The organism is Shewanella sp. SW32 (genome assembly GCF_025653365.1).
GTDB classification, from domain to species: Bacteria; Pseudomonadota; Gammaproteobacteria; order Enterobacterales; family Shewanellaceae; genus Shewanella; species Shewanella oncorhynchi.
In genome coordinates this window covers 20,627-41,814 of record NZ_JAKKSJ010000017.1, presented here as the reverse complement: position 1 = coordinate 41,814, position 21,188 = coordinate 20,627, and the positions used below count along the sequence as shown (strand labels likewise).

Below are 21,188 nucleotides of genomic sequence, written 5' to 3'. Positions count from 1 at the left end.
CCTGTAAACCTTGTTGGCTGCAGCCTATTTTGATTGCGGCCGATAGCTTTATTGGCCGCACTCCATTTTTCAAGCAAGCATTTTTAAGACAATCATTCTTGAGGCTAAATCGATGAGTTCTCTGCTCGAGATGAAAATTGCCGCCCGTCAGCAAGCCTTACGTGAGCAAGGTTTATTACGGCAACGTAAAATGCTGAGTGTTGATCACAGCTTTGATGTTAACGCACCCACTTCGAGCCCGCGCTTTGTGTTCGAAGGTCGATCCTATGTTAATTTTAGCAGTAATGATTATTTAGGCTTATCCCGCGTTCCTGAGTTGGTTGAAGCGCTGCACCTTGGTGCGCAGACCTACGGTGTGGGTAGCGGCGCATCGCCCTTAGTGACAGGGTACAGTGATGCGCATGTCACACTTGAACGTGAACTCTGCGCCTTAACGGGACATGAAGCGGGATTACTATTCTGCTCGGGCTTTAGTGCCAATACGGCGTTAATGAAAACCTTGTTTGATCAGCAAGATACTGTGATTGCCGATAAACTTGTGCATGCCTCAATTATCGATGGTTTGCAGGACAGCGGTGCGCAGTTAAAACGTTTTTTACATAATTCGCTTGAGAGCGCTGAGCGGCTTCTGACTCGAAATCACGCATCGGCGTTAATCACAGAAAGCGTGTTTAGCATGGACGGGGATTGTGCGCCGATCACGCAGTTATCGGCGCTTTGTCGTCAACAGAATACTTGGTTGATTGTTGATGATGCCCATGGTTTTGCGGTGCTCGATGGCTATCAAAATAGTGATGTAAGAGATAAAGCCGCCAAGCTTATCGATGTGCAAGTGGTGACCTTTGGTAAGGCATTAGGTTGCCAAGGCGCAGCGGTTTTGGGGAGTCAGGCGCTGATCGACTTTTTGGTCAGTAATGCCCGCGAATATATTTATTCGACCGCCTTATCGCCCGCCAATGCCGCATTAGCGTTAGCCGCGACTCGGTACTGCACTGCACATCCTGAGTTACAGCAAAAGCTGCTTGAGAATATTTCGCTATTCAAACAGTTATGCCTCGATGCTGCCGTGCCCCTTTTAGGTTCGGATACCGCAATTCAGCCGTTGATCATTGGCGATGCGCAGCAAACCCTGCAGGTCGCCGAAACGTTAAGAGCCGCGGGCATTTGGGTTGGGGCTATTCGCCCGCCGACGGTGCCTGTAGGGTCGGCGCGGTTACGCATTACCTTAACGGCGACCCATACCGCTGAAGATATCGTTGCTTGTGTTGAGCAATTAGCCCAAGTGCTCAGTCGTGTTGGTATTCCGCTTGTCAGTGAACGAGAATCTGCCGATGAGTACAGATAAATGTACCCTATAGATCGCGTTATTTTATTGAATGTTAAGTTTTTATGGTTGAGTGTTAGTTAAAATGCCAAGCCTGATAAAGTCTAGTGATCCAAGCTGTAGCGAGCCTGCTCATGAGTCAAACAAGTTTATAGCTTGCGATCTTAAGCTGAGTGAGCTTAATGCGGGCGTTTCTTATGGGGGCATTCTCGCGGGGACTGTGTCCAATGTGCACGGGACTCAAATTGCTGAACGTTTTTCCGCAGCGGCCCATAGTTACCAAGATCATAATCAATTACAACGCCTGAGCGCTGCCAGTTTACTCAGTGAGTTTTCGGCAGCAGGTTATCTGTTAGACATAGGGGCAGGCCCAGGCACGGATTTTTCTGGGTATCACAGTGTCTCTCAACCAGCGGATCTCTCTACGCAAAATTCATCCACAACAGTATTTGCCGTGGATATTGCCCTTGGCATGCTACAAAAGCTAAAACAGTCTTATCCCGATTATCATGGCGTATGTGCCGATGCGCAGTGTTTACCTTTTACCAATGGCAGCATGGATGTTATTTACTCTAATCTAGCCCTGCAATGGTGTGCTGATTTTCCTGCTGCGGTAGCCGAAATGGCGCGGGTACTTAAGCCGAACGGCGAGTGTCATTTGAGCCTAGTAGCGCAGGGGAGTTTGAATCAATTAGCTGAATTAGGGTTAAGAGTGAATGACTTTTCGACGATGCAAGCACTCAAGGCTGCATTTAAACTCGATACATGGGAATTACTTGAAGTGCAACTCGTCCCTATGACAGTGTATTTTGACACTCTTAAGGCACTACTCTATTCAATTAAAGGTGTGGGGGCTTCTGTACATGTCGCCAGTTCAACAACTCGGGTTTCAGGTTCAACAGTGAGTGCTTCAGAATTCACTCCACGGCTGCGTGGTCGTCAAGATTGGCAGGCCATGCAGGTTAAAGCCGAATCGCTACGTTTACCCCAAGGTTTGCCTTTAACCTATCAGATAGTTCAAATACGTGCACGGCGCAGGTTTTAAAGTTCACATATTATGCCTTTAGTCATGGCATTATCAATTAGCACTAATATCTAGAAAACGTTGGTTTTTTAACATTACGTATAGAGATCGTTAGCTATATGGACATTTAGCTTATGGAGAGTGGGCTTAACAAAGCAGAACTCATAGTAACAGATAAGGATCTAATATGTATTTTGTAACAGGTACAGATACCGATAGCGGTAAGACTTTGGTTTCGGCGGCATTATTAACCGCTGTGAATCGTTTAGGGCTCATAGCCAATGCTGACTCCGCTGTGAGTATTCTTGCAGCCAACACTATGTTGACTTTAGGTGTTAAACCCATCGCCTCGGGCTGCGCGCAAACCTCTGAAGGATTGCGCAATGCCGATGCGTTACAGCTGATGACGTCATCATCATTAAAACTGGCTTATCCACTCATCAATCCTTTTTCCTTCGAACCTGCGATTGCACCGCACATTGCCGCTGCCCAAGTGGGCGTGAGTTTAGCGCCTGAAGCTATCATTGAAAGTTTAGATTTAGTGGCATTTGCTCAAGCAGATTTTTGCTTGATTGAAGGCGCGGGAGGCTGGCGTTTACCCTTAGGTGATGGCAGGTATCTTTCGGAAGTCGTACAGAGATTAGAACTGCCAGTGATACTCGTGGTTGGCATGAAACTCGGCTGCTTAAATCATGCATTGCTGACTCAAGAGGCGATATTGGCCGATGGGCTTAAGATTGCAGGCTGGGTTGCTAATCGTGTCGATCCGAACATGAGTATGTTTGAGGAGAATCTGACGAGCCTTAAAGAGATGATGACAGCACCTTTCCTCGGTTGTGTGCCATTTTTCGAGGATCCAAGTGCTGAAAACGCTGCTGACTATGTCGATATTGCGCCACTTTATCAAGGTGAGGAGAGCAATACTTAGCGACTGCATAATTGTTTAAGGCTTTCCCCTAAGCGGAACGGTTATTTTTCTTTTGATAAAAAATGAGCCTCAAATTATGTTGAGGCTTATTTCTATCAAGGCTGCTGACTAATGTTCGCAAAATCTCGCAAAATAGTGCTTGCACATTGAAGCTAAGCGCCGCTATTGATTTGCTGCTTCAATGCGGTTGAGGCTTTAAAGCTGGGCTGATTGTAACCGTCGATTTCTATGGCTTCGCCCGTTTGTGGATTACGCCCTGTTTTAGCGACATGGTATCTGAGTTCAAAGGTGCCAAATTGTGGCAGGAAAATTTTCTCGCCTTCGCTCAAGGCGGCGTGGATCTGTTGCAGTATCTGCTCAACCACAGGTTTAGTGCTCGCTTGCGATGCATTGAGCTCGGCGGCAATACGTTGGATAAGTTGTGCTTTGTTCATAGAAACCTCTGAAGTCAGCTTAGGTTCAATCGAAGGGGAGTTATAACAAGCTCGTCCCGAGATTGAAAGCCATAGCAAGCTCAGTGCGGTTGATTGGTGTTTTATTGACAGGCTTGTGAAGCTTTTGGTGATTGTGTGTTGCTAAAGTAAGAACAAGTTTGTCGGATTGAGTGGTGGGCTGATTTTACTGGGCGAAGTGACTGACTTAATTTAAAGGCTTATTGAAAGGTTTAGTTAAAAACCTTAGTTAAAAGGCTTAAGCGCAAGCTGTATTGCGCTTAAGCTATGGATTGAACACTAATCAACCGTTGGATGATGAGAAATCCCTTTTAACGCTTGCCTATGAAAAGAGCGTTTCTTCCAGAGTGCGACCTTTCAGCAGCATCTTGTATTGCCATTGATGCTGATTGAAGAGGGCGAATAGGCGCATCTCAATATCATTGTTGTGCGCTTTTTCTGTATTTGTGTCGTCTAGCTGGATAATAAACACATTGCTTTGTTTTGAGCTGATGTTCACCACTCCCGCCAGTTTTGCCACTTCCGCTTGCAATGCATCGCTGTCACAGTTTTGCATGGTTAACGTCAGGTAATCGCTGTCGGTCGACGCATGCATTGACACTGCTTGACTCAGTTGGCCTTTATCTAAATACAACACTTGATCGCACAACTTTTCGAGCTCATCGAGATTATGGGAGCTGATCATAAAGGTCGTGGTGGGTGATAAGGCTTTGACCAGTTCACGGACTTTTTTCGCATTGGCAGGATCGAGTCCCGCCGTCGGTTCATCTAATAATACTAATTCTGGCGAGCCAATCAGCGCCTGCGCAATCGATACACGTTTACTCATACCGTGGCTAAGGCTAGGCGGTTTTTGCTCGGCAACATCAATTAGATCGACCAAGGCCAACACGCGCAGTGCCTCTTGCTTTGCTTGCTCCACGTTCATTCCCTGCAGGCGAGCGAAAAATATTAACTGACTGACAATCGTCAAGTTGGGATCGAGCACTGCATCTTGGGGTAAAGCGGCAATCTTGCCTAAGAGTTTAGGGCTATTGGGGGCTTCACCGAGTAGGGTTATGGTTCCAGAGCTGGGTGATAAATAGCCGCATAACAGGCTAAAAAGCGTGGTTTTACCCGCACCATTGGGACCGACAAGGGCAATGGGGGCCCCCGCTTCAAGACTGAAACTCACATCATTCAGCGCCTTTTTGCTGCCGTAAAGCTTCGACAGCCCTTGGCATTGGATCAGACTCATAGCGAGCTCCTTTGCATATAAATTCTGCCGAGCAAGAGGGCCACAGCGGTTTGTAACAGTGGAATCGGGGAATAGACTAAGCTATTGAGTCCATTGGTATTGAGCATGTCCGACAGTTGAGCACCGGGTAATACCCACTGGAGTTGTGCTAGTAGGCTAGATTGGTTAGCTAACACCATGATAGTGATGGAAATCACTGTCCATAAAATGGTGGCAAACACCATAGCTTGGCGTGCCGTGCGCGCATACAGGGACAATAAAGTCATCACAGCCGTGTAGGGCAAGATCACTATGATGAGGTTAAGGCCCACTAAGGCGCCAGACGTTAACGCAGATAAAATCAGTTGGCTGTCGCGGCTGAGCGCGAGGGCGACAGTGGCGATAATCGTTAATAGGATCAGTAAACCTTGGATCAGAATTTGGCCGAGAAAACGCCCGAACAATAAGCTGTCACGGCTAGTGCGTATGGTTAAAAAGCGCAGCGTGCCGCGGGTTTTATCCGATGAGAACTGATCGGCTGCGATAAGAATACTGAACAGTGGAAACAAATACAGCGCAAAACACCAAAACACCGCCATTTCGGCTACGGGCCACTCAAAGAGCACATTGAGGGTATTGGCACCAAATAAACTGTCGATGATATCTTTTACATTGGGCTGCAATAACATGGCCGATGCACTTTGAATGGGGTAAAGCAGAAGTACACCCCAAACTAAACCAAAGGCGACCAAGGCGATGATCCCGCGGGTATTAAATAAAAATTTGCGCAGTTCAAACATGGCGATAATAAACATGTTGTTGAAACTGCTGGGTGGATTATTGGTCATGTGCTGTCTCTATTCTTTTTTGCGCTAGGTTCAGGGGCTATGGTGCTTGGCGCGGTTAAGTTTCTCACCCTTGGGTAGACAGTGGATTGGTCCATAAGTGCCATGTTGCTCACATAGCACTTATTATCCATCGGTATTTATCAGTCATTATCTATCGCCAATTAGCTCAATGAGGCGATTAATTCATCGAGCTTTTGCGTCAGTTCAGCCACTTGTTGCTCAAGCTCTGTCACTCTGTTCACTAATTCAAGCGGCTCTGCGTCTACAGACACAGCGACATGGGCTAAGGTATGACTTGTGCTATGGGATTGACTAGCACTTTCGTGCGATGACGCTGCAGAGAATAATTCCACATAACGGGATTCACGGCGACCGGCTTCTCTGGGTAATTGTTTTAAGAAGGGCTTTTCACGGCTCATTAATTGACGGATGCAATCTTCCACGTCGATCACGTCTTTAAATTCGTGTAGGCGGTTGCTGCGGGTCCGAAGTTCTCCCGGTGTTTGTGGGCCACGTAATAGCAACAAACAGACGATGGCGAGTGCGGCGGGGGACAGTTGAAGTTCGCTGAATTCGGTATTGCAGAACCTGTGTTTGTATTTAACGACACGGCTGCCGAATCCCGACTGTTCGCTGATCAAACGTTTCCGATTTAGGGAATCAACGGCGATTTGCACTTGGGTTTCACTGAGTTCGAGTACGGGCTCGCGGCTGGTTTTTTGATTGCAGGCTAAGGTCAATGAGTTTAGCGAGAGTGGATATTGCTCGGGGGTGGTGATTTCTTTCTCAAGCAGGCATCCGATGACTCTGGCTTCGTGTAACGTGAGTTCCATATAAGCTCCAAAGAAAAAAGCATGGCTTTGTTTATAACAGAGCCATGCTTAATATCCTAGGAGTTGTCAGTCAAACTCAGCCTTAGTGATGGTAAACTGTACAATTTTAACGCTAAGTACTGAATAGAGTTGATTATTCTGCGGTTTCAGTCAAACGCAAACCATCATTATCTATGCTCAGTTGACCATTCTTAAATAAGCCACCTATGGCTTTTTTGAAGGCTTTTTTACTCATACCAAGCTGATCGTAAATGATTTCAGCATCGGTTTTATCGGTCAGGGCTAAGAAACCGCCAGCCTGTTTGAGTTTGATCAGAATGATGTGGGCGTGCTTATCTAACTCTTGTTTACTGCCTTGTTGCAGCACAAGATCGATTTTGCCATCGCGGCGCACTTGTTTGATGAAACCTTTGAGTCTTTGGCCGAAACGCAGTTTTTGGAACACTTCGTTTTCGTAAATCACGCCCCAATGGGCATGATTAATAATGGCTTTGTAGCCTAAATCTGTGGTGCCGCCGATGTATAAATCGACCTGCTCACCAACTGTGTACTCAGGCTCAGTCTTATCGAGGAACTTATCGATTTTTGATGAGGCCATGATGCGTTCATCGGCGCGGTTGGCGTGTACATAGACCAGATATGAGCGGCCTTCTTCAATAGGCTTATGTTGCTCACCGAAGGGCAGTAATAAATCTTTATCTAAGCCCCAGTCTAAAAAGGCGCCATAAGGGCCGGTTGCAACGGCTTTTAAATAGGCAAATTCGCCTACCTGTGCCAATGGACGGCGAGTGGTAGCAATCACGATATCTTCAGAATCTAGATACAGAAACACGTCAAGCAGATCACCGACTTGGCAGTCTTTTGGGGTGACTTTGTTTGGCAGCAGTACTTGCCCTAATTCGTGGGCGTTTAAATACACGCCAAAGCTGACTTGTTTTACAACCTCAAGTTTGCAGGTTTTACCTATCTGTACCATGGATCTCTCTGTGCATAATGGAATGTGATTCGGTTGCGATTATACACTTCGGTGCTGAAACTGCAGCATTATTGTCTTTGAGCTTTATCTTAGCGTGTGTGAGTCGCCACTTAGCGCAGGCTTGACCACGCATTGTGTCTCGGAGGAACCACTGATTTGTGGCGGGTTTGGCGCCGTGATATTGGTTGTTTGGCTTCGCTTAATGTTGGCAAATGTGTATCACTTGAGTGACACACAAAAATCAGGGATATTTACAGGGGTAAATGTCAATAAAAGTGACAAAGGTGATATAAAAAATATTGAACAGACTCGTACGACGTTTATGGGTTAACTAACTAATATTACTCTATTTAAAACCAATGGGTGGCGGGTGATTGTTAAGCAGGTGTTTATTATATTTTAATGTAAAAGATTAAATGAGATTCTTGCTTGCATTCTGTGACATTGCGCGGTTTAATTGCGCCGTTCAACGATTCCGCTCGTTGCAGACATTACAAATATTACGTGAGTAATAAAGGTTTTATGGTTCACCAGTCATTAACCGTGTAATTAACAGTAGATGTAGTTACATGGGGTTAAGAGGGTTTTTATTAGCTAATGCACAAGCATCCATTTTTTGCACTTTGCCTAAAAGTGTCACAATGCCAACGCTCGATTGTCGTACCATACGATGATACTGGCCTTAAGCATCTCACGTTGATCCGCATCAATTCTGGCCGCGAAGAAGCCAATAGTCCCCTGTTAAAATAATCTTGCCTAGCGATAAGCTGGTTTGGCGTTTTCGCTAGTTCAGTGTTATCGGTTTTCGTTTTCTACTTGTGTTATCGGTTTCTGAAGGTCTTAACCTCTTTTGAACGTCTTTAAGCTACTTATTAGCTTGATGTTTTAAGGATGCGACTCAGGATCTTATTTGGCTTTTTGGCGGTATTTTCGCCCTTTAGCCTGAGGATAAATGCAAGCGAGGCAAGTAAAGATAGCTTTACTGAGGTAAGGGAATCAGCTTTCCCGTCAATATGATACGATGTATTGCGCTAAGATGAGTTGTCTCTAGCGCTATTAATGAAAATCGCCGCAATGTCACTTACACTAGCGTGACGTTGCGGCATTAAGGAGAAGGTAAAATCTACCTTCGTGTATGTCAGGTAAGGTGTCCCTTTGCCTGGGTTTGTCGAACGGGCGGTTGTGCTATTAAGCCATAACCGTTTAACCCATTTTTTAATAGACGGGCTAAATAATAATGAATGATTGGTCTATTGATGATGCTCGTGCTGGGTACAATGTTACTCACTGGAGCCAAGGTTTTTATGGGATTAGCGATCAAGGTGAGGTGACTGTGTCACCGGACCCCAAAAATCCTGATTACAAGATTGGCTTAAATGAGCTAGCCAAAGACATGGTTAAGGCGGGAGTCGCTTTACCTGTACTAGTTCGTTTTCCGCAGATCCTGCACCACAGAGTGAACAGTTTGTGCCAAGCATTCGACCAAGCGATACAGAAGTACGAGTATCAGGCGGACTATTTGCTGGTTTACCCGATTAAAGTAAACCAACAGCAAACTGTGGTGGAAGAGATCCTGGCGAGTCAGGCATCAAAAGAAGTACCACAACTGGGTTTAGAAGCGGGCAGTAAGCCTGAGCTGATGGCTGTGTTAGCCATGGCGCAAAAAGCCAGTTCAGTCATTGTATGTAATGGTTATAAAGATAATGAATATATCCGTTTAGCACTGATTGGTGAAAAGTTAGGCCACAAGGTTTACATCGTTTTAGAAAAACTGTCTGAACTGAAAATGGTGTTAGCTGAATCTAAACGTCTGGGGGTGACACCGCGTTTAGGTCTACGTGCGCGTTTAGCGTTCCAAGGCAAAGGCAAGTGGCAGGCGAGCGGCGGTGAAAAATCTAAGTTCGGTTTATCTGCTGCGCAAATTTTGCTGGTTGTAGAGCAACTTAAGCAACACGATATGCTGGATTCGCTGCAATTGCTGCATTTCCACTTAGGTTCGCAAATCGCTAATATCCGTGATATTCGCCAAGGTGTGAGTGAAGCGGGTCGTTTCTACTGTGAATTACGTGAATTAGGCGCAAGCGTTAACTGCTTTGACGTCGGTGGTGGTTTAGCGGTGGATTACGATGGTACTCGTAGCCAAAGTAATAACTCGATGAACTATGGCCTGACCGAATACGCCAACAACATAGTTAACGTATTGACTGACATCTGTAATGAATACGAGCAACCTATGCCACGTATTATTTCAGAATCGGGTCGTTACTTAACGGCGCACCATGCAGTGCTTATCACCGATGTTATCGGTACTGAAGCTTATCAGCCTGAAGATATTCAACCGCCAGCGGAAGATTCACCACAGTTATTGCATAACATGTGGCATTCATGGTCTGAGATCAGCGGCCGCGCCGATCAACGTGCTTTGATTGAAATTTACCACGATAGCCAAAGTGACTTACAAGAAGCGCATTCGCTATTCGCTTTAGGTCAATTGACCTTAGCGGAGCGTGCGTGGGCTGAGCAAGCTAACCTGCGCGTGTGTCATGAAGTGCAAGGGCTATTGAGTGCGAAAAACCGTTATCACAGACCTATCATTGATGAACTCAATGAAAAGTTAGCCGATAAGTTCTTTGTTAACTTCTCATTATTCCAGTCATTACCCGATGCTTGGGGTATTGACCAAGTGTTCCCAGTATTGCCATTATCGGGCCTAGATAAAGCCCCTGAGCGCCGTGCTGTCATGCTCGATATCACCTGTGACTCTGACGGTATTGTCGATCAATACGTTGATGGTCAAGGGATTGAAACCACGCTGCCAGTGCCAGCATGGAGTGCGGATAGCCCATACCTGATTGGTTTCTTCCTTGTGGGTGCATACCAAGAAATCTTGGGTGATATGCATAACCTGTTTGGTGATACAAACTCAGCAGTGGTTCGCATCGAAGATAATGGTGTGACTAACATCGAATCTGTATTGGCGGGTGACACGGTTGCTGACGTATTGCGTTACGTTAACTTAGATGCGGTGGCCTTTATGCGCACTTATGAAGAGTTAGTGAATCTGCATATCGCCGAAGGTGAACGCGCACAAATTTTAGAAGAATTGCAACTAGGGCTGAAAGGCTATACCTATTTAGAAGATTTTTCTTAATTTCTAGCGTGTTAAAATAAATCAGCCTTGGGTAACCTCGGCTGATTTTTGTTTTTATAAGGACAGATTTTTCGCTTTTATTGCCGTTTTAGTCGTGTAAAATCGCGTTGTTCTAGGATCAAGTAAAGGATGAGTGACGAGCATGAGGTCAAAGGGTTGATGTTTTTTGAAGGTTCAGAAAAAAAACTCGAGATTATCGTGACGGCGTCTGCGCCGAATTTACGAGAACTCGATGTGAGTTTTTGGTCTGCCTTAGTCAACTGTGCCCACGCCGAGATTTTGTCGCAGTTAAGTAATGCAGACTGTGATGCTTATCTGTTGAGTGAATCCAGCTTGTTTGTATGGCACGACAGATTTGTCATGCTCACCTGTGGTAACAGTACCCTAGTGGACGCCGCTTGTTACTTTATCGGCGCGCTTGGCGTGCCTGCCATGGCATTGGTGAGTTATCAGCGTAAAAACGAATACCAAGCTCATCTGCAAACCACGAGTTTTTCCGAGGATATTGGCAAATTGCGCCAACGTATCGCCGGTAAAGCCTTTCGAGTGGGCCATCTCGACAGCCATCATCACTATTTTTTTTGCTCTGACAGTGATTATCGAGCACCAAAGGATGATCAAACTAGTGAGCTGTTGATGTACCACATTCGTGGCGAATTTGCTGACTATCTTAATGGCGGCTCGCAGAGTAAAGATGAGATTTGCACTGCACTCGAACTTAACGATTTACTCCCTGAATTTGAGATTGACGCCCATTTATTTGATCCGTCAGGCTTTTCGATGAACGGTATTTGGGGCAAATATTATGTTACTTTGCATATTACGCCTCAAAGCGAGAATGCGTGCGCTAGCTCCTATGTGAGCTTTGAAACGAATCTGGATTTAGCGCAGTATCCGCAAGATCTATTAGCGCGTCTATTAGCCTTGTTTGCTCCTGTCAGTTGGGACACAATCCGCTTTAATACCGACGACTCAACGCAGGGATTTCCTGCCCATTTATGCTTAGGGCGGTGTTCATTAACGACCGAGCAAGGTTATGACATTGGTTTTAGCCACTATCAGCAGCTTCAGGCTGAAGTGCTGATCCCTGAACTCATGTGAATTTTTGGCGTTTGCTTAAGGAAACCCTATGACAGATCTCAGTGATATCCGCCGCGAGTATGCCAAAGGCGGCTTAAGACGTGCCGACTTACCGCAAAACCCGATGGATTTGTTTGAACTGTGGATGACGCAGGCGAGGGATGCAGAGCTTAGCGATCCCACCGCCATGTGTGTGGCGACTGTGGATGAGCACGGCCAACCTTTTCAACGAATAGTATTACTTAAGCGTTTTGATGACACAGGTTTCGTATTTTTTACTAACCTTGGCAGCCGCAAAGCACAGCAAATTGCTGCTAATAATAAAGTCAGTTTGCATTTCCCTTGGCATCCTCTAGAGCGTCAAGTATCGGTGCTCGGTGAAGCGCAGGCACTGTCCACCGCTGAAGTGCTTAAATACTTTATGACCCGTCCTAAGGACAGCCAAATTGCGGCTTGGGTATCGCAGCAGTCGAGTAAACTCAGCGCTAGACAAGTACTTGAAGGCAAATTCTTCGAAATGAAAGCTAAGTTCGCCAAGGGCGATGTGCCTTTACCTAGTTTTTGGGGCGGTTACTTAGTGAGACCTTCGAGTATCGAATTTTGGCAGGGTGGAGAACATAGGCTGCATGATCGTTTTATGTATACCCGCCATGATGCAGAGTGGGAAATCGATCGTTTAGCGCCATAGTACGGCGCATAGTTCGATAGCTCAACATAGAACTGAGCTCGTGAACCTAACAACAGAGTTAAAAGACATTGAGTGATTATAAAATTTGGGTTGATGCGGATGCATGCCCTAATCCTATCAAAGAAATCCTGTTTCGAGCGGCGGAGCGCAAAGCCCTGCCGCTGGTGCTGGTGGCTAATCAGATGATCCGCGTACCGCCATCTCCCTATATCAGCCAAATTCGCGTCGGTGCGGGATTTGATGTGGCAGATCAATATATTGTCGATCATGTTGAACCGACGCATTTAGTGATCACCGCGGATATTCCCTTAGCGGCTTTAATCATTGAAAAGGGCGCCTTGGCGCTCAATCCCCGTGGCGAGCTTTATACCGTCGATAACATAAAACAAAAGCTGACGATGCGCGATTTTATGGAGGATTTGCGCGGTTCTGGCGTGCACACCGGCGGGCCTGATTCGTTTTCTCAAGCAGATAAACAGGCTTTTGCCAATAGCTTAGATAAATGGTTAGTGCGCGTATGAATCATAGTTTACTGGTCGCTAATGGATAAACAGAGTATCTTTAGCTTAAGTTAGGTGATGTTGATCACGTTTAACTGGGCAGGATTTTAGCCTGTTGCGGATGTCGAATTTCTTTACGGCATGGCTTTTAAACTCACTCTTTAAGGACGGATATGATGAAAAAATGGATGGGAATTGTCGCCTTATCTGCTATGGCCAGTTTTAGCTGTGCCGCGCAATGGCAAGTGATGGAACAAGATTCGCGAGTCAGTTTTATTTCGGTAAAGAAAGGTGATATAGGTGAAGTCCATCACTTTAAACAACTCAAAGGTACGCTAAAAGATAACGGTCAATTTGAATTAACAATTCCACTAATCGGTGTGGCAACGGGTATTGATGTCCGCGATGAGCGGATGCAAAATTTGTTATTTGAAGTGTCTTTGTATCCAGAGCTGAAACTGTCATCACAAGTAGACCCTAAGATACTAAAAAATCTTGGCGTCGGTGAGAGTAAAGTTTTTGATATTGATGGAAAAATTGCGTTACACGGCAAATCGCAAACTAAGGCTTTTTCGGTGATTATCACTAAAGTTTCTGATAACAAACTTTTAGTGAACAGTTTTCAACCGGTAATTGTTAATGCCAATGAGTTTGATCTTGTGGCTGGGATTGATAAATTACGTGAAATTGCGGGTTTATCGAGTATTAGTCAAGCTGTTCCTGTGTCATTTGTACTAACCTTAACTCAGTAACTTCAATAAGATTGGTATAGATCAATACGTCTGTTATCGAAGATAGGCTAGAGTTAAATAAGTGGCGTATGCTAGATCTTGATAAGAAGCCGAGCTTTTGGCTTCTTTGATATTTTCTGATGTGCTATTAATAGCATCACAATAGATATTAAGTTAATGAGTTTAAAGGGTAAAAAATGGTCACAGATAAAGATGGTTACATGCATTTGGTCCAGTATTTAACTGAACATCTTGGCTTATTTGAAACACCAGGTTCAGAGGTAGTTTCAGACGATACTGTGATGGAATTATTTGAAGAGCAATTGTCGGCACAGATCATTATGGTGTGTGGCCAAAATCCATCGTTGTCTTTTACGCAACGTAATGTGATTATCCGTGAAGTGGATGCAATTGTGTATGATTTAGAAGAAATTTTAGCTTCAGTTGCCAACCATAAAGCGACTCCCGCACAGACTTTATTTATTACCGAGTTTTCTAGTTTGATTAAGAATTTGTTCGATCAAGAAATCGCTAAACTTCAAGTGAGTGCTTAGTCAGAATAGCAATTAGATTATTTATTAATGCATGATTTTAGGTAAGTCATGACTAATACTATTTTTTAGCAGCGTAAATCACCATCGTTTGAGTACCATGTGTTTCCTCACACTTATTGTTAACCTCGAGCAGTAGCAGCCTTGAGTGTGAGGTAAATATCTTCTCTTTGCTTCACCTCATGTTATTTCGTATGGTCACCATTTTTCATCGAGTTCTGCGACTAAGTTTTGTTGCTGGGTTATGCGAGTCATCGCTGTGGATTCGCTCCTTTTGGCGTCATTTGCATTGCTGATGTGTATGTATAAAATGGTGTTAGCTTAAAATAAAAAGCCCATCTTTCCCGCATTTATGTCATTGTCTGTGTATCTTTAGTGTATGAGCTTTAACTATTTTTCCCTTCATGTATTGATAAGGAGTGTTCAATGCTAACGATTTCTTCGGGTCATGCTGATGATATATTGGCAGTGGTCGCATCTGGCCGTGTTAACCATGGGGATGTTGAAGGCTATTTGGTTCCCGCCATAGAAGCCAAGCTGCAAGACCACGCCAGCATTCGCCTTTGGTACGAGTTTTCCCCTGAATTTGAAGGTATATCCGTTGGGGCCCTGTGGGATGATGCGGTATTAGGTTTATTTCATTTAAGTGATTTTTCAAGGGTCGTGATGATTGCCAATGCCACTCAAACAAATGCTATGGTTAATGCGCTAGCCTGCATGCTGCCATGTCCGGTAAAGGTATTTACCGCCGATGAACATAGCCAAGCTAAGGCATGGTTAGATCAATAACGCACCTTTATTTATCACGGTTCTAAATCTGTACTCAGTGGCCAACAACATTGAATGTGTGTGCCTTGGTTCAAGTGGCTACTGATGCTAAGGCTGCCATTGAGATCATTTTTAAGCCACAGATTTATACAGGTCAGTGTTCCAAGGCAGAGTTCTTGCGCTAGTTCTTGTCGTAACTGTGCGAGTTGCGGCTCTGTCATACCTATCCCATTATCGATAATACTGATGTGTAACTCTTCGCTCGACTTGTCGATATTAATGGTTATTTCACGCTGTTCATTGTGAGCTTTAAATGCATGATTCAACGTGTTGGTGATTAGACGATAAAACAGCTGCAAATATTGCCATGAAGGGCCATCAAGGATGATATTTTCTTCACAATTTAACGCTATTTCCACATTTGTTTTAGCTAGTTGTACCTTTAGCAACCCTAAGAGATGGCGCATAAATTGTGCGAGATGCAGTGGCCGAATGTCATTTTGATGATTCGTTAATAACTGGGCAATATGTCGCAATTTATCTGCCTGAGTCACCATGATTTCGGTGATCTGATTTTGGTCGTTAGCATTATCTATTGGCTGAAGTTGGCACACTTTGGCGAGTAGCTGATCTTGTTCATGCATAATTTGCGTCATCATTTCAGCTAGAAAATTTTGCATTAGCTGTTGGCTTTGTTCACGACTGAGATTGAGTTGATGATGCTTCTCAAGCAATTGGGTTGATTTGTCTTGGAGCAGATAGAGTTCATGGTTATGTTGATTACTGAGACGAACTTGTTCTTGTAGGTGATTAAGCGCCTCGACTTGCCCTAAAAGTAACTTTTCTTGTTCTTGCTCTTTAATTTTTTGTAAGGTGATATCAAAGGCAATAGCACCGACTGCAATAACGGTATCGTCATCATCTTTGATCTTAAATTTAGTCACGATATAAATAAGATTGCCTAGGGGCGATGGAATAGCTTCTTCGAAGTTTATGGCTTCATGATTATGCAGAACGCGTCGATCATTTTGTTGATACTCGTGGGCAAATTGGCTGGGAAATATCTCAAAATCAGAGGTGCCAATAATGCGTCTGCGTTCTATACCTAAGATTTCACAATATTTGTCATTGACGAGAATATATTTACCGTGAAGATCTTTGATATAGATGAGATTTTGAGAAAATTTAAGCAAAGCCCTCAATTGTTCTTTATGGCGCTTTAACTCCAGTTGAAACAGGTTTTGGCTCTGCAATTGCTGTTCTAGTGCCAGGTTACTCGCATCTAAGCTCGCCATTGCCACTTCAAGCTGTCGAGTACGCGACAGGAATGTTTTTGCCAATAAGCCAATTTCGTCATGGCTGTTATTGGCTTTGAGTTCGATAGAGGCGGAATCATTACGTTTTAAGGCTTGGACGATTTCAATAATGGGGGTAATAAATAGTCGGTGCTGGAGTAAGAATAATAGAATTAAGCCTAATAGTTGAATACAGACTAAATAAACGCCGACCTTTTCGATTAAATGTTTAGCGGTATCCTGCAGCGGTGAAATTGGGGTGACGACAAGTACCTTCCAATAGGTATTTGGCATGAGAAATACCGAAACGAGAGATGCCGTTTTAAGGATTGGATCATGGGTCAAAGTTACCGACGTCAGTAATTTCGGGGCAGTAAAATGATTTAAGGCATTGTTATTTACGATGGCCGCTAACATGTCACGCTCATTTTGATGACTTAGTCTCGTTAGATGCTGCATCTGTTCTTGGGTAAAAACGCGCTCGGCAATCGCCGCTTCTATAAAGGCTTTATCTGCACTCTGTAATGCGACTTCGACGGGGCTGAAATCTGGCTGTTGGCTGGCGAGATGATTGAAGGTGACGAAAGAATGATTGGTATTGGTTTGATGCTTAAGATCGTTATTGGCATCTGGATAGGCGAGTACTTGGTTTTGATGATCTAAAGCTATGACATAGCCTCTGACATTAATCATAGTATTGCGTAATAGCACATTGAGCTTTTCTAAACTGATATCCACAGTGGCGGCACCAATAAACTGATGGTCCATCCACATAGCGCCTGAGGCTGTGATCATTGACTCATGGGTTGTCGGATCGAAATAAGATTTTGACCAGAAAATTTTACCTGCAGGAAAATAGCGCGTCGGGCGATACCATTCTTCGGTGTGGTAGCTTGGGAACGTGTCTTTGTTATAGGAATCAATGGCGACTAATTCATCGTTTACATTGTGTGCCCAAAACAGGCTATCTCGAAATTTTTGCTGATTAAACGCGCCGGGTTCCGGCCAGACGCCGCCGCCAGAGATGATGCGTTGTTGACTATCGAGTTTCAGCAACGTGGGAATGGTTTTCACCAGTTGCTCATGATCATAGCGGTAAAGTTTGGCGATACTGGAAATTGAGTCGACTACGGTTTCAACCTGTGAAGTCATTTCTTGCAGTTTAGCGATAATCAACTGGCCATAGTTTTGGTTTAACACGGCTTGCTGATCAAGAACTTGTTGGCGTTGAATGCTCAGCATCACCCAAGCTGTACTACAAATCAAAATAGCGGCAATGACGAGCTGAATAAGGCTAAATTTGAATGGCAAACTGTTTTGCCATTGGGTTAATGGCGTGTGTGGCTCAGATGTCGAACTTTTTCCCATAATCCCCAGTTTCCAAATCACCACTTTTCATTGAGCCAGTGTAGCGCTTTCTCACTGTTTTGCTATTGGCATATGTTTAAGTTGCGAGGATTGAATAGGATAAGTGGAATATAATCGTCAATAAAAAGGCAGGTTTTATGCCTGCCTTATCTCAAACTCGTTATTTATAAAGAGACGGTTTATTTGAACCACTTAGGACAGGCACAATAAAGAGTAACCAAGCGACCAAGAAGCCACTGAAAGCCACTACCATCCATTCGGGCATCGTTACACCCATAAAGACCCAAGGTACATCAGTACACATGCCAGTAGGCATCATAACGGCAGGGAACCATTCGTGTAATGGCATCCAAGCTGGAAATTCAGGTAAGAATGAACAGGTTGAAAAAGGGGATGGGTTGGCTTGCATATCTACGAGCGATAAAGCTAGTTTTAATCCCCAAGTTGCACTGATGGCCCAGAGCACGGCAGCTAAGATCCTGACTATTCGATATTTTGGGGCTGTCATGCCAATGAGGCCTGCTGCCAATAAACCAAAAATAGCGAGTCTTTGGTAAATACACATGACACAGGGTTCCAGTTTCATAACATATTGAAAATACAGGGCGGCTGCTTCTAACCCAAGGGCTGTGCCTGCGAGAATAAACCAAGATGAACGGGAATGGGCAAAGCGAGTCATTACAGTCAAAGTGAGCTCCATATCAACAAAAAACGCCCTCAGACATGGGGCGTTTTTTGGACTCTACTTATTAAATAAAGTTCAGTCAATAAAGAAGATTAATGTCCAGTCATCGGCTCTAAAACTTCACTAGCGCTGTGATGGATGATTATCTGGGAATCATAGAAATATTGGGTAGCTTGTTCTAAGAAACCCGTTTGAATCGCCATGACACCTACGATAGACAGCACGATAGTGTAAGGCAATGCCATCCATACCATTCTGCCATAGGATAAGCGGATAAGTGGTGCTAGGGCTGAGGTTAGTAGGAACAAGAACGCCGCTTGACCATTGGGTGTGGCAACCGAAGGTAAATTAGTTCCAGTATTAATCGCAACGGCCAGCAAGTCGAATTGATCACGGCTGATTTGACCGTTAATCAATGCCGCTTTCACTTCGTTAATATACACAGTGCCGACGAACACGTTATCACTCACCATAGACAGTAATCCGTTGGCGATATAGAAAATCACCAACTGAGTATTGCCTTGATAACTCAGTGCCCATTGGATCACTGGTGCGAATAAGTGCTGGTCGATAATCACGCCAACAACCGCAAAGAAGACTGCTAATAACGCGGTAAAAGGCAGTGCTTCTTCGAAAGCTTTACCGAGGGCATGCTCATCGGTAACGCCGTTAAAGGCTGTGGTTAAAATAATTACAGAAAGACCAATTAGGCCCACTGAGGCCAAGTGCAATGCAAGTCCTGCGATCAACCAGACACCCACTAAGGCTTGGACAATTAACTTCATGTTGTCTTTATTGGTACGGCGCGCATCTTCATGGGCGGCATATTCACATAAGATCCGATGAACTGCCGTTGGCAACTTAGCGCCATAACCAAAAATGCCAAACTTTTCAACTAAGTAACAAGTTAAGATACCCGAGATTAATACAGGAACAGTAACGGGTGACATACGCACGGCGAATTCACCAAATTGCCAATTTGCTTGCGCGGCGATAATAAGGTTTTGTGGTTCACCGACCATAGTACACACGCCGCCCAGCGCAGTACCCACACCCGCATGCATTAACAGATTACGTAGGAAACCACGGAATGCACTGAGTTCTTCTTCGTTTAACTGATCTTCACCATCATCATTTTTACCTTCAGAGGTATGATCGTGATCAGCGCCGAAATCTTTTCCAGAAGCGACCTTGTGGTAAATAGAATAGAAACCCACAGCGACCGCGATAATGACGGCAATAACCGTTAACGCATCTAAGAAGGCTGATAAAAAGGCTGAAGCCAAACAAAACATTAATGACACTAAAATTTTAGAGCGCACTTTAGTAATGATTTTCGTGAAGCCAAATAGCAGCAATTGCTTCATGAAATATATACCAGCGACCATAAACACCAAGAGTAATAATACTTCGAGGTTGGCTTCTATTTCATGTAAGACTTGGCTTGCCGATGTCATTCCGATCGCGACGGCTTCAATTGCCAATAATCCGCCAGGCTGTAATGGATAGCATTTTAATGCCATTGCTAAGGTAAAAATAAATTCTAGAACCAATACCCAACCAGCCACAAAGGGGTCGACATAGAAAAAGAGTATTGGATTGATAATTAAAAATGACAGTATTGCGGTTTTGTACCACTTAGGAGAATTTCCTAAGAAGTTCCCAATAAACGCCTGACTCATTGTCGCCGGCATGGCAGCCTCTCTTCTAATTATGTTAAAAATTGCACGTGATTATTATCAATACCTGCGTTAGTTAAATGAGTCTAGCCTAAAGAGAAAGCTAATGTAATGAGTTACTGATACCGACATTTCAAAAAGCGGAGCTAAGCGGCAAAATTGGCCCATCCTGTATTGACCTTGGTCGTTTTTTTGAACGATTCTGTGACATTTACATGGCGATAACACAGTGATTTTAAGTGAATGGTTTCCATTTTTTACCGCTCTGGTATGATCAGTGACCATTACGACGCACAACAACTGGATAAGTGGGCTGATGATTATCAATGCCAAAGGACCTGCAAGTTTTGCAGAGAAGTATATTGTGAGATCAATTTGGGAAAACAAATTTCCTCCAGGGTCCATTTTACCGGCTGAACGTGAGCTTTCAGAATTGATTGGTGTGACTCGCACCACTTTGCGTGAGGTGCTACAGCGCTTGGCGCGTGACGGTTGGTTGAAAATTCAGCATGGCAAACCAACACGGGTTAACAACTTTTGGGAAACCTCAGGTTTAAACATCCTTGAGACTATTGCTGATTTGAATCCCGAGGGTTTTCCGGTATTGGTTGACCAACTCTTGTCAGCTAGAACGAACGTTAGTGCTATCTATTTTCGCGGTGCTTTGCGTTATAACCCGGATACCGCTGTGGAGGTACTTGCAAAGATACACCAGCTTGAAGATACGGCTGAATCCTATGCTGAATTTGACTACTTACTGCATCACACCTTAGCGTTTTCGTCTGGAAATCCACTTTACGTTTTGATATTAAACGGATTTAAAGGTTTGTATAGTCGAGTTGGGCGTTATTACTTTACCAGCTCAGATGCGCGTTTATTAGCATTGAACTTTTACAAAGAATTAGAACTGTTGGCTCAGGCGAAAAATTACCTCGATGTCTCTGCGCTAATGCGTACCTATGGCATGAATAGCGGTAAGATGTGGTTACAATTACGCGAAGATATGCCAGCTTCTATTGCTCAAGATCATTAATCTCTGTGAGTGATATCGTGTTAAGATAGCGCTAAATAAACAAAAAGGCCGTTTCAAT

The 21,188-nt window shown here is 44.3% G+C and carries 20 protein-coding genes; 12 read left to right on the top strand and 8 right to left on the bottom strand.

From position 1 onward, the window contains the following. The first annotated feature begins 112 nt into the window (after positions 1 to 112). The 3 genes from L5M28_RS11765 to bioD all read left to right on the top strand — a co-directional run bounded on the left by L5M28_RS11765 (position 113) and on the right by bioD (position 3,276). Entirely contained in the window at positions 113 to 1,345 is a 1,233-nt protein-coding gene (locus L5M28_RS11765) for an aminotransferase class I/II-fold pyridoxal phosphate-dependent enzyme (protein WP_263196043.1), read from the top strand. Between the two features lie 64 nt (positions 1,346 to 1,409). Next, positions 1,410 to 2,369, top strand: a complete 960-nt coding sequence (locus L5M28_RS11760; RefSeq protein ID WP_263196044.1) for a methyltransferase domain-containing protein — start codon at positions 1,410 to 1,412, stop codon at positions 2,367 to 2,369. A 166-nt stretch (positions 2,370 to 2,535) separates the two neighbouring features. Then, on the top strand, positions 2,536 to 3,276 hold the full coding sequence (gene bioD / locus L5M28_RS11755) for a dethiobiotin synthase (RefSeq protein WP_263196045.1): 741 nt from the start codon (positions 2,536 to 2,538) through the stop codon (positions 3,274 to 3,276). 152 nt (positions 3,277 to 3,428) lie between these two features. On the opposite strand, the gene L5M28_RS11750 is transcribed toward bioD, so the two are convergent. From L5M28_RS11750 to L5M28_RS11730, 5 genes are all read right to left on the bottom strand, one after another. Beyond that, entirely contained in the window at positions 3,429 to 3,728 is a 300-nt protein-coding gene (locus tag L5M28_RS11750) for an HU family DNA-binding protein (protein WP_258547583.1), read from the bottom strand. Positions 3,729 to 4,050: 322 nt separating this feature from the next. Beyond that, positions 4,051 to 4,965: an ABC transporter ATP-binding protein gene (locus L5M28_RS11745; protein ID WP_173245407.1), complete on the bottom strand. Its 915-nt coding sequence runs from the start codon at positions 4,963 to 4,965 to the stop codon at positions 4,051 to 4,053. After that, a complete protein-coding gene (locus L5M28_RS11740) occupies positions 4,962 to 5,792 on the bottom strand; it encodes an ABC transporter permease subunit (protein ID WP_263203406.1) in 831 nt (276 codons plus the stop codon). Before L5M28_RS11740 ends, L5M28_RS11745 begins: the two co-directional genes overlap by 4 nt. A 161-nt stretch (positions 5,793 to 5,953) precedes the next feature. After that, positions 5,954 to 6,625, bottom strand: coding sequence for a YceH family protein (locus tag L5M28_RS11735; RefSeq protein ID WP_113938766.1), 672 nt, complete (start codon positions 6,623 to 6,625; stop codon positions 5,954 to 5,956). Positions 6,626 to 6,758: 133 nt separating this feature from the next. Then, the gene (locus tag L5M28_RS11730; RefSeq protein WP_006086322.1) at positions 6,759 to 7,601 is read right to left on the bottom strand and encodes a S1 RNA-binding domain-containing protein; all 843 of its coding nucleotides are present in this window, start codon (positions 7,599 to 7,601) and stop codon (positions 6,759 to 6,761) included. A 597-nt stretch (positions 7,602 to 8,198) separates the two neighbouring features. Between L5M28_RS11730 and L5M28_RS11725 the strand changes: the two genes are divergently transcribed. The 8 genes from L5M28_RS11725 to L5M28_RS11690 all read left to right on the top strand — a co-directional run bounded on the left by L5M28_RS11725 (position 8,199) and on the right by L5M28_RS11690 (position 15,091). Further along, positions 8,199 to 8,351, top strand: coding sequence for a hypothetical protein (locus L5M28_RS11725; RefSeq protein WP_011846564.1), 153 nt, complete (start codon positions 8,199 to 8,201; stop codon positions 8,349 to 8,351). A 487-nt stretch (positions 8,352 to 8,838) separates the two neighbouring features. Further along, the gene (speA, locus tag L5M28_RS11720) at positions 8,839 to 10,752 is read left to right on the top strand and encodes a biosynthetic arginine decarboxylase (RefSeq protein WP_028760330.1); all 1,914 of its coding nucleotides are present in this window, start codon (positions 8,839 to 8,841) and stop codon (positions 10,750 to 10,752) included. A 159-nt stretch (positions 10,753 to 10,911) separates the two neighbouring features. Continuing rightward, on the top strand, positions 10,912 to 11,853 hold the full coding sequence (locus L5M28_RS11715) for an S-adenosylmethionine decarboxylase proenzyme (protein WP_263203424.1): 942 nt from the start codon (positions 10,912 to 10,914) through the stop codon (positions 11,851 to 11,853). A gap of 28 nt (positions 11,854 to 11,881) precedes the next feature. After that, entirely contained in the window at positions 11,882 to 12,520 is a 639-nt protein-coding gene (gene pdxH / locus L5M28_RS11710) for a pyridoxamine 5'-phosphate oxidase (RefSeq protein WP_263144601.1), read from the top strand. Between the two features lie 68 nt (positions 12,521 to 12,588). Continuing rightward, complete coding sequence (locus tag L5M28_RS11705; RefSeq protein ID WP_006081277.1) at positions 12,589 to 13,041, top strand: YaiI/YqxD family protein; 453 nt, start codon at positions 12,589 to 12,591, stop codon at positions 13,039 to 13,041. 155 nt (positions 13,042 to 13,196) lie between these two features. Then, on the top strand, positions 13,197 to 13,772 hold the full coding sequence (locus L5M28_RS11700) for a YceI family protein (protein WP_028760327.1): 576 nt from the start codon (positions 13,197 to 13,199) through the stop codon (positions 13,770 to 13,772). A gap of 176 nt (positions 13,773 to 13,948) precedes the next feature. Continuing rightward, positions 13,949 to 14,305, top strand: coding sequence for a DUF3802 family protein (locus tag L5M28_RS11695; RefSeq protein WP_028760326.1), 357 nt, complete (start codon positions 13,949 to 13,951; stop codon positions 14,303 to 14,305). A 423-nt stretch (positions 14,306 to 14,728) separates the two neighbouring features. Continuing rightward, complete coding sequence (locus tag L5M28_RS11690; protein ID WP_028760325.1) at positions 14,729 to 15,091, top strand: STAS/SEC14 domain-containing protein; 363 nt, start codon at positions 14,729 to 14,731, stop codon at positions 15,089 to 15,091. A gap of 14 nt (positions 15,092 to 15,105) precedes the next feature. Here the strand turns inward: L5M28_RS11690 and L5M28_RS11685 are convergent, their stop codons facing one another. The 3 genes from L5M28_RS11685 to nhaB all read right to left on the bottom strand — a co-directional run bounded on the left by L5M28_RS11685 (position 15,106) and on the right by nhaB (position 20,112). Continuing rightward, the gene (locus L5M28_RS11685) at positions 15,106 to 17,733 is read right to left on the bottom strand and encodes a PAS domain-containing protein (RefSeq protein WP_263196046.1); all 2,628 of its coding nucleotides are present in this window, start codon (positions 17,731 to 17,733) and stop codon (positions 15,106 to 15,108) included. A gap of 160 nt (positions 17,734 to 17,893) precedes the next feature. Further along, on the bottom strand, positions 17,894 to 18,421 hold the full coding sequence (gene dsbB, locus L5M28_RS11680; protein ID WP_028760323.1) for a disulfide bond formation protein DsbB: 528 nt from the start codon (positions 18,419 to 18,421) through the stop codon (positions 17,894 to 17,896). A gap of 89 nt (positions 18,422 to 18,510) precedes the next feature. Then, complete coding sequence (gene nhaB / locus L5M28_RS11675) at positions 18,511 to 20,112, bottom strand: sodium/proton antiporter NhaB (RefSeq protein ID WP_028760322.1); 1,602 nt, start codon at positions 20,110 to 20,112, stop codon at positions 18,511 to 18,513. Between the two features lie 301 nt (positions 20,113 to 20,413). On the opposite strand from nhaB, the gene fadR reads away from it, so the two are divergent. Further along, on the top strand, positions 20,414 to 21,130 hold the full coding sequence (fadR, locus tag L5M28_RS11670) for a fatty acid metabolism transcriptional regulator FadR (protein ID WP_028760321.1): 717 nt from the start codon (positions 20,414 to 20,416) through the stop codon (positions 21,128 to 21,130). The last annotated feature ends 58 nt before the right edge of the window (positions 21,131 to 21,188 follow it).